A 12,899-nucleotide genomic window follows, 5' to 3' on the forward strand; every position below is an offset into this window, starting at 1 on the left:
GCATGAAAGCTATTTTGATACCTGTCATACTGCTACTTGCCGGAACGGGCGCCGGGGCCGGTGCGGGGTTCTTTCTGATGCCGCCGAAACAGGAAGACGCAGAGCACGCACTTGACTGCCCCACACCCGAAGGGTCAATCGAGACATCCGGTGTGTCAGACCCCGCTGCCGCTTCGCCCGAACGGGAATATGCAAAACTGAATAACCAGTTCATCATCCCCGTTGTAGAAGACGAAATGGTTGCCGCTCTGGTCGTTATGTCGCTGAACCTTGAGGTGACAGTGGGAAGCCGCACCGCCATTTTTGCCGCAGAACCCAAATTACGCGACCGCTTTCTGCAGGTGATGTTTGATCATGCCAATAACGGCGGCTTTTCGGGGAATTTCACGACAGGCACAAAGATGCGGGCTTTGCGCAACGAATTGCTGCGGGTGGCCCAAGATATCAGTGGCCCAAGCGTTACAGACGTTTTGGTCATTGATCTGGTACGTCAGGATTCGTAGCGCGGCCGCAGGCGCGCCATCTGCACCTTTTTCAATAGCTCCTGGGCAGCCTGATCCTGCCCAAAGGACCTTTGCACCCTTGCCAGACAATCAGACTTTTGCGCCAGAAGCTGGGCAAGTTCGGTGTTGATCGTCTTGCGCCGTTGATCCACCCAAGCATGCCACTGCACATCGGCCCCAGCGATCGTGGCCGGATCATCCGCTCTGGTCGCCGAAGCTGCACGTGCATTCCGTTGCCGCACCAGATCTTGCAGGTTCTTGCGTAAATCACGCTCTTTTGCGAGTAACTGCGCCAATCGGGCCTGATCGGCCTGAAACCGCAGGGCCGATACCTGAACCAATGCTTTGATCCGATCTTCCTGCATTATCTGCGTGCGGCCTTTCTGCGAATACTCTCCGCAAACCGGATTGCCGCCGCCACGGCACGATAGTGATCTTGCGAAATCTCTTGCCCCAGATCGACCTCTGCATGGAGCGCACGGGCCGTGGGCGGATCTGAATGTACCGGCACGCCATGTTCATGCGCAAGATCACGGATCCGCGCGGCGACCTCATCAACACCTTTGGCCACACAGACAGGCGCACGCCCTGTGGACTGATCCCATTTGAGTGCCACGGCATAATGTGTGGGGTTCACAACCACGACATCGGCGGTCGGGACATCTTGCAGCATTTTGTTTGTTGCAATTTCCTGTCCGCGCTGGCGGCGCTGTTGTTTGATAAAGGGGTCACCCTCGGATTGCTTGAGTTCATCCATCAATTCCTTGCGGCTCATCCTATTTTTGCGGATGTGTTCGGCGCTTTGCCACATAAAATCGACACCGCCCAAAACCAGCGCCACCAGCAACACGATCGCCATCAGCACAACAAGCATACGGCCCAGTTCCGCCAAGATCAGACGCGGCGGCAACTGCATGCTACCAATGATCTGCTCAATCTGGCCCACCAGAAAAAAGCCCAGGATCACGCAGTAAATGATCAGTTTCGAACTGCTCTTGGCGAATTCAAACAGACCCTGCCGCCCGAGCTTGTTCTTGATCCCCGAAACCGGTGAAACACGGTCCAGCTTGGGCGCAACCTTGCTGGCTGTGAACAGAAAACCGCGCTGCAAAGCCACGCTGACAAGCGCAAATATCGCAGGCACCCCGAACCAGGGTGCGACCGCCCAGATCACCTGCTGTTGAATGCCGCCATGCAGGGCCGCACCCCCACCGCCAAAGATCACCGCGGACAGATCATTGGACTGCTCCAGAAGTACAGCAAGCGTAGTGGCCAGATCATCCAGCACCGGCGGGCCAATCGTCAGCATCACCAACAAAAGCCCCCCATAGGCCGCCGCTGTTGTCAGATCAGCCGATCGCGCGATTTCACCCTTCTTGCGGGCGTCATCAAGCTTTTTCTGTGTCGGCTCGTATTGTTTGTCGCTGTCTTCTTCCGCGCTCATGGCATGGACCCGAAGGGCATTTCCATGAAGGCGGAGAAGGCGGCCAGCCAAATCGCCAGCATAATCGGTGCCGCAAGGAAGAAGAGCAAAAGCCCCCCTGCGGTGAGTGCAGGCGCGCCGACAAATGACACCATCAGCTGGGGCATGGCGCGGTTAATGACACCCAACACAACGTTGTAAACCAGCGATGCAATCAGGAAAGGTGCCGCCAGAATGAAGCCCAAGGTAAACGTGCGCCCCACTTCGGCCACCCCGACCTCGGCCACCAGAGCGGGTTGCAAGGCCACACCAAAGGGGATCAAAACATAACTGTGGATCATGTAACTGGCCACTTGCACATGCAGCCCGGACAATGCGGCAAGCGCCGTGCCCGCCACCACCAGCATATGACCAATGGCAGGCTGCGGATCGACGACCGCCGTGCCACCGAAAATCTGTGACAGCGATGTCGCCTGCGCTGCGATGGACCCCGCAATCTGTAGCACCAGAATAAAGAAACGCAGGAACAGACCGAAAAAAAGACCCGTTAGCGCCTCCATCCCCAAAAGGCCGAAGGCGGCCAGCATGGATGCGGGCGGCGCCGGAATCGTCTGCACCACGGTGGGTGCAACGATCAAGGTGAACATGACTGCCAAAACCAGCCGGACGCGCGTAGGGACAGGCTGATCACCAAAGGCAGGCAAGACAGCCATGAACGCAACCAAACGGGTGAAGACAGCAAAACCACTCCAGAGCGCGGATTGGGAATAGGGCAAGAGTTCCAACAAAAGGTCCATCACGCAGGGACCAGCCCAACAAGAGCGGGCCGCGCATCGATGCCGATTTCCTCGAATGACAGAACCGGGTTCATAATCCCCTTGGCCGCCATGACAGTACGCAAAAACCGCCTGCGTCGGGTGGATGTCACGACTGCGGCATAAGCACCGGCATTCGCGGCCTGACCCAGCTTTTCCGCGATTCCGTCGGCCAGCCGGTTAAAGCTCTCGGGTGGCAGGGCTACGTCACCGCCGCCGCGGTCGGTGCGTATTTCATAGGTGGCAAAGGTATCTTCCCACTCCGGCGCAAGCTGCACCAAAGGGATCGTCCCGTCCGGTCTGCGCATCTTGGCCACAAGCTGAAAGCCAAGCCGCTGGCGCACATGTTCGGCAATGGCATCAGCACTTTGGAACAGCTGCCGTCCTTCGGCGACAGCCTCGATGATGAGCCCGAGGTTGCGGATCGACACCCGCTCTTCCAGCAGCAATCGCAAAACAGAAAGCAGCACATCAAGCGGCACCTTGTCAGGGACCAGTTCATCCAGCATCCGCCGATTGGCTGCGGCGCGATCCGGATCGCTCAGGTTTGTCATTTCATCCAGCCGCCGCCGCAGCGCCTTGAATGTCAGCAAGCGGGCGAAATTTCGTTTGACGATTTCAAGTAGATGCGTCGCCAAGACCTCTGTGGGTTGCACCGTGGTCAAACCGGCAACAGCCGCCTTTTCCTGATCCGATGGATCAATCCACCGTGCGGGCGCGCCATAAACCGGCTCATTCACCGCCTCCCCCGCCATATCGCTGGCGCTGCTATCGTTCATCAGCGCCAAGATCTGGTTTGGTCGCAGCCGATCACGCACCTGTTCAACACCCTGAATATGGACAACATAGTATCCGGGCGGCAGTGCAGGATTATCGGTCAACCTGATTTCCGGCAACATGACCCCAAATTCACTGGCAACGTGACTGCGCATATTCGCAATCCGCGCATCCAGTCCGGTACCGGGATCAAGCACCATATCCACAAGGTCTGGCGCGAATTCGACGTGAATGTCATCAAGATCAAGCATATCACCGAGCGAATTCCGAACAGGTTTTTGCTCGGTAGGCAGCGCAATATCCGCATGCCCTGCGGCCTTGCGTTGCGCAGCAGATGCCATGGCAAAGGCGCACCCCCCCAAGGCAACCGCGCCAAGGATGAAAGGCATAAATGGCAAACCCGGCACCAGCGCAAGCAACGCCATCAGGATGCCCACAGTCATCAGCGCCGCCGGATGACGTCCAAGTTGTGTGACCAAGGCAAGGTCAGTCGCACCCGTGGCCCCACCCCGCGCCAACAGGAGCGCAGACGCAATAGAAATCACAACAGCAGGTATTTGGGATACTAAACCATCACCAACCGTCAAAATAGAATATGTCTCGAATGCACGGCCAACTGGCATGTCATGCACGGTAATGCCAACGATCAGCCCGACAATCAGGTTGAGCGCTGTAATCAACAGGCCTGCAATCGCATCGCCCTTCACAAATTTCGATGCGCCATCAAGTGAGCCGAAGAACGTTGTCTCGGCCTGTTCACGCTCACGTCTTTCTTTGGCTTCGTTGTGGTCGATCGCGCCGGCAGCGACATCGCTGTCAATTGCAAGTTGCTTGCCCGGCATAGCATCAAGGGCGAAACGCGCACCCACTTCGGCCATGCGCGTGGCCCCTTTGTTGATCACCACAAAGTTAACGATCAGCAAAACACAGAAAATCACAACACCAAGGATGACGCTGCCACCCATGACAAACATTGCGAACCCTTCAATCACTTCGCCGGCCGCATCTGTACCGGTATGGCCTTCACCGATGATAAGCTTTGTCGAGGAAACATTCAGCGATAGACGCAAAATCAACGAGGCCAGAAGCACAGTTGGAAAAGCCGAGAAATCCAGTGGGCGGTCAATGAAAAGCGTGACAGTGAACATAAGGATTGCCAGCGCAAACGAGGCCGCAAGGCCGATATCCACAACCCATGACGGCATGGGTAGAATCATCATCACGATCACAGCCATCAGCGCCACGGCCAGCAGAACTGTTGGCTGAAAGACATTCTTGACAGAGAGGCTGTTCACGCGACATCACCTTTGGCCGCCCAACCCGGGATCGCGCGGGAGCCGTCACAGACGTGACTGAGATACGATTGTGTCACTGGCATTCTGCCCGCCTCGGTTTGGGGATGACTTCTGTCACTACCCCCTCATGCTAAGCTGAATTGCTTTACAAACTGTAAGCAGCAATCAGAAGTCAGCAGGCGCAGGCGCACTTTGCAATAGCGTACGAATGCTCTCGCGCGACTGCGCGGCACTGTCGATCAATGTGCGACTGTCGCGCAATGTCGGGCGATTAATGGGATTGAACGCTTGCGGCATTGCACTTTCAAAACCATCCACATCAGCGTCGCCAGATAGAGGAATGGTTGCATCCTCCACCGCTGCTGGCCGGGTCGCCACGATCGCCTGCAGTGCATCTGCAACGAGCAGATCCCTTTGTGCGGCAATTTCACCTACAGCAGGTGACGTCAGAACCGAGAGGGCGCGATCGGGGAAACCCAGTTCCACCAATCGCTGTGCAATCAGGTTTTGCGTTGCCGCGTCTTGCATTGTCAGATCTTGCTGCCAGACGAATTCCAGAAATGAAGCATCCGGCATTCTCTGCGCGGCTTGCTGATAGACGGCAGAGACTCCCGCAGCATAGACTTCTGGCGAAAGAGCATTCTGACGCGTCAACAGCAGGGTGCGCGCGTCTGCAAATCGATCAACAGATAGATAGCCAACAAACTGGGCATCGGCGAGATCGGCAGCCGCTGGCGTGTCTGTGTTTTCGAATCGAAGCGCATCAGCGAGCAAAAAATCTTCATCGGAAAAACCGATTCCACGCGACGCACCATCACGGAAAAAACGCGCCATGGCTTCAGGGCTTATGCGGGGGGCATTTCGCGCGGCGTCCTTTATCTTATCCATCGCAAGAGTGTCCTCGCCCAGCGCATCGGCCAGCGAAGCTTCGGCAAGCAAGCGTGCGATATCACCGCTGTCTGCAGTGGCCTGAGGGCCAAGCACTTGCAACGCTTCATCCTCCGCGCCAATTGCCAAAAGTGCGCGAGAAAGGCGCGGGGCAATGGCCTGCTGCACGTAATGCGGCAACGCGCGATAGGCATTCACCACAGCAGTACGGTTCACTTGTGCATCTGTCGGCGCATTAGGCTGCGCCAAAAGCGCCCAGAGCGCAACATTTGTCGGACAGCTGACCTGGCCCGCGAAGACCATGGGCACGACGGGTTCATCATCAATAATTTGCGCAATTGTACGCAAAAATATCCGATCCTGAGATTGCACACCTTCCAATTCCAGCGCCTGTTGCGCTTCGCGACCAAACCCCAAAAATACGTAGAGCCGCGCCAAAGTGACAAGAGAACCTTCTGCGAACCGGCCATCCTCTGCGGCCAACCCATTGCGTGTCACGTTGAGCTGCTGACCGGGCGGGCTGTCATTCCCCCACGAGGCAACATCAAATGCGGCTTCTGGCAAACACCTCTGTCCGTCTTGCGTCTGGGGCGAAGGGGCCGCGCTTTCGATCGCGAGCGGATCAATGCTGGTTCTTGCCGTCACGCCGGGCAGGGCCGCGCGCGCCAGCAGCGGCGGAACGCCGAAATCATCGTTGAGAGTGGACGGCTCAGATACAGTATTCAGCCCCTCCTGCAGCAGCCCCTCGGTCAGGCCACGTCCGACGCTTTCCGTAAGCGACTGTGCAATCAGGCGCAACGCTTCGTCTGCGGAAGCTGCCGATATAACTGGAGCAGGACTGTCTGCAACTTCCTGATTTTGCTCTGCATTGTCTGCTGGCGGCTCTGATTCCGGCCCCATAAAGCGTGGCGTGATCAGTGGAAGCAGACGGTTCTGCGCCGGTCGGTAAGCGAGCCCAACAGGAGCCGGCAAGGGTGGATCCGGATCCACCGATGTTTTTAGAACCAGAGCCGCCTCAAAAGGCGAATTTGGCGGGGCAGGCCCATCGCGGATGTCAATCACAAGAAAATTTGAAAGGTGGATACTTGCGACCGCATGACAGACGCAATCAACAATCAGCTGCAACTCTCCCTCGTCAGGGTCTTGGGAGACCGCAGAAATCCGGTCCCGCGGGATAAGCGTAAAGAACTCGTCAAGTATGAAGCCATCAGTAGCTGAAACGCGAACCGTATAACCTTCAGGCGTGCGGCCGATTTGCCAGTCAGCGCCTTGCGGCAGGCCAATAACGACCCGCGTAAAATCCGCATGCTCACCTGTCTGTACCCGCAACGGTGCCGCAGCCACCAAATGCGGCCCGACAACCAGCAATGACAGCAACAGAAAATATCTCATGCGGCGTCCTGTTTGGTCGCCTTCAACGCATCTTCCATCTCGGCAAAGCTGGGGCGATAATGACCCGGCATATTCTGGCGCCCGACTTCGACGCAGATATTTGGAGCATGGGCATATAGATTAGCAATCAGCACTTCACGAATAAGCTGGTGAAAATGGGCGTCTTCCTCAATCACAGCTTTCACCTTGGCCGAGAAAGGCCCGACAAATCCGTAGGCCAGAAACACGCCGAGGAATGTCCCGACAAGCGCGCCACCAATCAGCTTGCCCAGCACCTCAGGCGGCTGGTCGATAGATGCCATGGTCTTGATCACGCCCAAAACCGCCGCCACGATGCCTAGCGCCGGCAAACCGTCAGCAACGGTTTGCAGCGCATGGGTCGAGTGGAGCTTGTGATGCAATGTCGCCTCGATCCGCTTTTCGAGAATCTCTTCGACCTGATGCGGATCATCGTAATTCATCGAGGCCGAGCGGAGCGTATCGCAGATCAAGGCGATCGCCTCACCATCATCAAGAATTTTCGGATACTTGCCAAAAATCGTTGAAGAATCAGGCGCCTCAATATGGCTTTCCAGCGCGACAGGATTTGTTTTCGCGACGCGAAGCAGCTCGAACAGCAAGCACAACAGATCACGATAATCCTGCGCCTTCCATTTCGGCCCTTTGACGATCTTGCCCAGATCCTTGAGCGTTGCCTTGATCGCAGAACTGTCATTGCTGATCGCGAATGCGCCGATCGCAGCCCCGCAGATCATGATCATCTCATAGGGCAATGCGGCAAGGATGATGCCCATTTTGCCGCCGGCCAAAAGGTATCCACCAAAAACTGTGACGAAGACAAAGACGATACCGAATAGACCGACCATTGGGCGCGGCTCCCTGCTCAAAAGAAGTGGATGTTACCGAATCCCTTCTAGTGTGAAGGGATTAATGATTTCTCTGCGGCTACTCGGTCGGGACGTCCGCGTTACGGCCAGCGAGGACAACGCTAAACGAATAGGCGATCTCCGGATCAAGTTCGGTCATAATGGCTGCGGCGGCATCAGGCCGCATCAGCCCCAGAAATCCGGCAGCAAACCGTGGGGGCATCTGCGCAAAAAGATCCGCTGCTTCGCGCGGTTTCATATTCTCGTAAACCGTCGTCAGCTGCGCAAGATCAGTTTCCGCCGCCGTGTCAGCCAAGGCGATTGTCGCGCTCAGCCGCGCTTCTGCCGCGATAAGTTCCTCCAGCTTCTGATCAATCTCATCTTCTGCAACGCGCAGCGCCTCCAGACGAGCGGTTAACTGGGCCTCTCTTTCTGTCAGGCGCCGTTCACGGGCCTGCAATGCGGACAAAAGAGAATCTGTTGCGCCCGTATCCGAAGGAACGCTTACCTCTTCAAAAGGGGTATCCGCACCTTCATTGGCCATCGCGGGCCCTACTTCTGTTGCAAGACGCAGAACAGCGGAGGCAACCAGCAAACAGGTAATAACCTGAAGAACGCCGGGGCCCGTTTTCTTGCGGCGTGGCTGTTTCATTGTTTCGCAACATCCCCGGTTTGCCGTCTTACAAAGAAGGGGCTTTGCGTCACGTTTGGCTGCACTTTTTGCGGAAGATCATGCATGGACGCGATCGATAACTCGAGCCGCTTATGCGCGAGTTCGGCCCGTTCGCTGACCGCGTCAAGCTGCGCGACCGAGGCCTTCGCTGTCGTCTGGGCCTTTGTGAGGATTGCAGTCAGATCATCAACCTGCACGGACAAGACCGCCACCGCGCCACCGACGCCTTTTTCAAGGTCGGTAAAACGGCGCAAACGGCGTGACAGCACAAGGCAATAAAGCGCAGCGCCCAATGCGCCAGCCACCAGTAAAACATCGGCAATCATGCTCATAAACGGCACCTTTCTAGCTCAGAACAAATTCCATAATCAGCAGATCCGTCACCCGACCCGGCCCCGACACAACCTGAATGCGGCGGAGCATTTGCGCGCGCAACCGGACCAGCGCAGCTGGATCTTCAAGAGATGCGATTTCCACGGCGCGCAGATATCCGTTCAGGACATCAACGATGCGCGGTTTAATCGCCTCAACTTCGGCAGCATGGACAGGTGGCACCTCTAACTGCGCGGAAAAGCGCAGAAAATTACGCCCGCCTTCACCGGGCAACGAGATGACAAGCGGATCAATCGGGACAAAGGAAACGTCAACATCACGTGCATCCTCGGCGCCTGACGCGACTTCGGCCTCTTCCACTTCGGAAGAAGCACCGCCACCCAGCATCCCTGATTGGACCGCAAAAAAACCGCCACCGCCACCAAGCAAGGCCAGAAGCAGCCCCAAAAGCAAAGGCAGCTTTGACGCTTTGCGCGGTGCATCCTTGTCCACATCGGCATCGGTTGTCATGAGACTGCTCCTGAAATTTCCATGACATGGTGAATAAACCGAAAAGCCCTAACCGATTGTTAAGTCTCATCAGCCAAACACGACACATCGGCAGAATGCCAACGGAATGGAGAAACCAACTTGGAAAACTTTGGCAAGCTCTGGTCCGCGCTCAGTGTGCAGCGACGGATCGTAGTCATATTTGTCACGGTGGCCGTGTTTGCGGCCGTTCTTTTGCTGGCCCGCGGCGCGGGAACACGGGACATGTCCCTGCTTTTTGGCGGATTAGAGGCAGCAGCAGCAGGCGATGTCATCACGGCACTGGACCAACAGGGTGTCGCCTATGAGGTGCGGGGCAATGCGATCTATGTGCCCACTACAGAACGCGATTCGCTGCGGATGGCGCTGGCCGGTCAGGGCCTGCCTGCGACAGGTCGTCAGGGGTACGAGCTACTCGATTCGCTGTCAGGGTTCAGCACGACTGCGCAAATGTTCGACGCGGCCTATTGGCGCGCCAAAGAGGGCGAGCTTGCGCGCACCATCCTTGCCAATCCGCAGATCCGCGCGGCGCGCGTCCATATCTCAACACCCACCCAACGGCCATTCCAGCGCGAACAGGGCCAAACAGCGGCTGTCACCGTCACCACTGACGGAGTGGGGCTTTCAGCACAACAAATCAAGGCGTTACAGTATCTGATCGGCGCGGCTGTGCCAGGTCTGTCGCCCAATGATGTCGCCGTGATTGATGACGCGGGCGGGTTGCTGTCGCAAAGCGACGCCACGCAGAATGGTGCAAGCGGCAATGAACAGGCCGAGAGCCTGCGACAGCGCGCAGAGCGGCTCTTGGCGGCACGGGTGGGCGCAGGAAACGCTGTTGTCGAAGTTTCGGTCGATCAGGTGACAGAGACAGAAATGATCACCGAACGCCGGGTTGATCCGGACAGTCGCATCGCAATCAGCACCGATGTGACCGAAAGTACCGGCACAGCCACCGATAGCCGTGGCGGCGATGTAACCGTGGCATCGAACCTGCCCGAAGGCGACGCGGGCGCGAATACCGGTTCATCCAGCAATGAAAATAGCGAAAGCCGGACTTTGACCAACTATGAGGTCTCGCAAACCGAGCGCCAATTGACACGCGCGCCGGGGGCGATTCGGCGGTTGACCGTCGCGGTGCTTGTCAACGATGTGGTCGAGACCGCCGATGATGGTACCGTCACGATCACCCCAAGATCCGCCGAAGAGCTCGCGGCACTTGAAGCGCTGGTTGCCTCTGCTGTCGGGCTGAACCCGGAACGCGGGGATATTTTGACACTCAGATCAATGCCGTTTGAACCTTTCGAGGCCTTGGGCACCGCGGCCGTCAGCCCGATCGCGGCGCGGCCGCTCGACATGATGCAACTGATCCAGATCGGTGTGCTTGCGGTTGTTGCCCTGATCCTGGGCTTATTTGTCGTACGCCCGATTTTGACATCCGCAGGCGCGCAAGCGCAGCCACTGGAATTGCAAGATCGCGCCGAACCGGTCGACATCAATCCACCGATGGCCATGGCAATGGACGACGCGGATTTTGGCGGCTTCATGGGGGGTGATATGTTGGGAGTTGAGGCAGACAACGATCCTGTCGCGCGGCTCAAGCGTATCATTTCCGAGCGCGAGACCGAAACGCTTCAGGTGTTACAGGACTGGATCGAAGAGCCATCGGCAAAGGCGAATACGTAGGCCATGCAAAGAATGCAGTTTGAATCTTTTGACGACGACGCGCTGCAAGTGGCGCATGCCCCCGAAGGCTATGAACAAGGCTTTGCCGAGGGCTATGCCGAAGGGCTTGCTGCGGCGAAATCCGAGCAGACGACCTTGCAACAAGAGCTTGTCCAAAACATTGCCGATCTGGAGTTCAAATACCAGGAGGTGCGCGGCGAACTCACGCGCTCGCTCGCGCCACTCTTTGACACGTTGTGTAGAAAACTGCTTCCGCACCTCGTAGAGCACGGATTTGCTGGCCAGATTAGCCAAATACTCATGCAGGCTGCGGCCGAACACTCCGCATCTAAGTTCACCCTGGCAATCCACCCTGACCAGCACGATGCGGTGGCGTCAGCTCTCGAAGCGAGCCCCATCAACGTCATGCTCATGACTGATCAAGAGCTTACACGAAATGAAGCATGGGCGCGCTGGGGGCAGGAAACCCTGCATGTCGATCTTGATCAGATGTTGGACGACATCCGCCTGATCCTTTCTGCCGCAGACTTCATAGAAACAAGGACCAAACCGCATGGATAATCCTGCCGAAACCTCCAACAAGGCGCACCCTCTTCACAATATCCCGATAGAGGTGACTGTGACCGTTGGCAAAGCGCGCCCCTTGGTACGCGACCTGCTGCAGCTCGGCGAAAACGCCGTACTGCCGCTCGACAGCAAGATCGAAGATCCGGTTGAGCTTTACATAGGCGACCGGCTCATCGCGCGCGGTGAACTCCAGGAAGCAGAAGGCGCAGAGCCAGGACATCTTGCCGTGCGTTTGACCGAAGTCGCGCATGACAAGGGTGATCTGTCCTAGCATGGGTCGCCTGCTCATAATCACGTTGCTTTTGTCAGGGACGCTCGCAGGCCCCGCGATGGCGCAAGAAGTCTCTATAACCTTCGGCGATGACGGATCGTTGGCAACGCGATCCGTTCAGTTGCTTGTCCTGATCACCGTGCTGAGCCTTGTACCCGGCATCGCGATTATGGTGACCTGCTTTCCCTTTATTGTGACGGTGTTTGCAATCCTCAGGCAGGCCATCGGTTTACAGCAATCACCCCCAAATATGCTGATTGTCAGCCTCGCTATGTTCCTCACATATTTCGTCATGGAACCCGTCTTTCGCGCAGCATGGGACCAAGGAATCAATCCCTTGATCCAAGGGAACATCGCGCTGGAAGAAGCCTTTGCAAGAACGATCGTCCCTCTTCAGGAATTCATGCTGACCCGGATCAACCCCGATACATTCCTGGCTTTGGCTGACCTGCGCCCCGACATCACAAACACTCTACCTGCGCGGGATGCACCTCTGTCGATTGTGGTGCCATCCTTCCTGCTGAGCGAAATGGAACGCGCTTTTCAGGTTGGCTTTCTGATTTTTATGCCCTTTCTGATCATCGACTTGGTCGTTGCAGCCGTGTTGATGTCGATGGGCATGATGATGGTCCCGCCGGCGATTGTTTCACTGCCTTTCAAACTTGCTTTCTTCGTGGTGGCCGACGGGTGGACCTTGATCGCAACAAGCCTGGTACAAGGCTATGGAGTCTGAGCCCCGCCGTTTCTGTATCCTTGCGATGATGAACGCGTACTCTGTTCAAACACGCAGCACATGATTTAGTACAGGTGCCGACCTCCCATTACGAATAGACCATCACCCAATCATCCGCGCGACAGTCCCGCATCTTGCAGAAAATCGAACCG

Annotated in this window: 14 protein-coding genes; 5 read left to right on the top strand and 9 right to left on the bottom strand. The window is 56.8% G+C overall.

Annotation, left to right across the window (positions count from 1 at the left end):
* Positions 1–2: 2 nt before the first annotated feature.
* Positions 3–503: a flagellar basal body-associated protein FliL gene (locus VGP75_RS07680; RefSeq protein ID WP_327543096.1), complete on the top strand. Its 501-nt coding sequence runs from the start codon at positions 3–5 to the stop codon at positions 501–503.
* Here the strand turns inward: VGP75_RS07680 and VGP75_RS07685 are convergent.
* The 9 genes from VGP75_RS07685 to VGP75_RS07725 form a co-directional block, all read right to left on the bottom strand.
* The gene (locus tag VGP75_RS07685) at positions 491–868 is read right to left on the bottom strand and encodes a hypothetical protein (RefSeq protein WP_327543097.1); all 378 of its coding nucleotides are present in this window, start codon (positions 866–868) and stop codon (positions 491–493) included. The genes VGP75_RS07680 and VGP75_RS07685 overlap by 13 nt on opposite strands.
* Positions 868–1,947 carry an EscU/YscU/HrcU family type III secretion system export apparatus switch protein gene (locus VGP75_RS07690; RefSeq protein WP_327543098.1) on the bottom strand — a complete coding sequence of 360 codons (1,080 nt, stop codon included), beginning with the start codon at positions 1,945–1,947 and terminating at the stop codon, positions 868–870. Before VGP75_RS07690 ends, VGP75_RS07685 begins: the two co-directional genes overlap by 1 nt.
* Complete coding sequence (locus tag VGP75_RS07695; protein ID WP_327543099.1) at positions 1,944–2,723, bottom strand: flagellar biosynthetic protein FliR; 780 nt, start codon at positions 2,721–2,723, stop codon at positions 1,944–1,946. The genes VGP75_RS07690 and VGP75_RS07695 overlap by 4 nt, the downstream gene beginning before the upstream one ends.
* Entirely contained in the window at positions 2,723–4,753 is a 2,031-nt protein-coding gene (gene flhA, locus VGP75_RS07700) for a flagellar biosynthesis protein FlhA (RefSeq protein WP_414727788.1), read from the bottom strand. Before flhA ends, VGP75_RS07695 begins: the two co-directional genes overlap by 1 nt.
* 225 nt (positions 4,754–4,978) lie before the next feature.
* Positions 4,979–7,093 carry a hypothetical protein gene (locus VGP75_RS07705; RefSeq protein WP_327543101.1) on the bottom strand — a complete coding sequence of 705 codons (2,115 nt, stop codon included), beginning with the start codon at positions 7,091–7,093 and terminating at the stop codon, positions 4,979–4,981.
* Entirely contained in the window at positions 7,090–7,959 is an 870-nt protein-coding gene (motA, locus tag VGP75_RS07710) for a flagellar motor stator protein MotA (protein WP_327543102.1), read from the bottom strand. Before motA ends, VGP75_RS07705 begins: the two co-directional genes overlap by 4 nt.
* 79 nt (positions 7,960–8,038) lie before the next feature.
* A complete protein-coding gene (locus tag VGP75_RS07715; RefSeq protein ID WP_327543103.1) occupies positions 8,039–8,611 on the bottom strand; it encodes a MotE family protein in 573 nt (190 codons plus the stop codon).
* Positions 8,608–8,964, bottom strand: coding sequence for a hypothetical protein (locus VGP75_RS07720; protein ID WP_327543104.1), 357 nt, complete (start codon positions 8,962–8,964; stop codon positions 8,608–8,610). Before VGP75_RS07720 ends, VGP75_RS07715 begins: the two co-directional genes overlap by 4 nt.
* A 13-nt stretch (positions 8,965–8,977) precedes the next feature.
* Complete coding sequence (locus VGP75_RS07725; RefSeq protein ID WP_327543105.1) at positions 8,978–9,475, bottom strand: flagellar basal body-associated FliL family protein; 498 nt, start codon at positions 9,473–9,475, stop codon at positions 8,978–8,980.
* Positions 9,476–9,595: 120 nt separating this feature from the next.
* On the opposite strand from VGP75_RS07725, the gene fliF reads away from it, so the two are divergent.
* Genes fliF through fliP form a run of 4 tightly spaced genes read left to right on the top strand, consistent with a single transcriptional unit; the run spans position 9,596 to position 12,747 of the window.
* Positions 9,596–11,176 (top strand): flagellar basal-body MS-ring/collar protein FliF, encoded by a 1,581-nt coding sequence (gene fliF, locus VGP75_RS07730; RefSeq protein WP_327543106.1) that lies wholly within the window; start codon positions 9,596–9,598, stop codon positions 11,174–11,176.
* Between the two features lie 12 nt (positions 11,177–11,188).
* Entirely contained in the window at positions 11,189–11,737 is a 549-nt protein-coding gene (locus VGP75_RS07735) for a FliH/SctL family protein (protein ID WP_327543107.1), read from the top strand.
* Positions 11,730–12,014, top strand: a complete 285-nt coding sequence (locus VGP75_RS07740; protein WP_327543108.1) for a FliM/FliN family flagellar motor switch protein — start codon at positions 11,730–11,732, stop codon at positions 12,012–12,014. The genes VGP75_RS07735 and VGP75_RS07740 overlap by 8 nt, the downstream gene beginning before the upstream one ends.
* A gap of 1 nt (position 12,015) precedes the next feature.
* On the top strand, positions 12,016–12,747 hold the full coding sequence (gene fliP, locus VGP75_RS07745) for a flagellar type III secretion system pore protein FliP (protein WP_327543109.1): 732 nt from the start codon (positions 12,016–12,018) through the stop codon (positions 12,745–12,747).
* The last annotated feature ends 152 nt before the right edge of the window (positions 12,748–12,899 follow it).

Origin of the sequence: Yoonia sp., assembly GCF_036007805.1 — a bacterium.
Lineage (GTDB): Bacteria > Pseudomonadota > Alphaproteobacteria > Rhodobacterales > Rhodobacteraceae > Yoonia.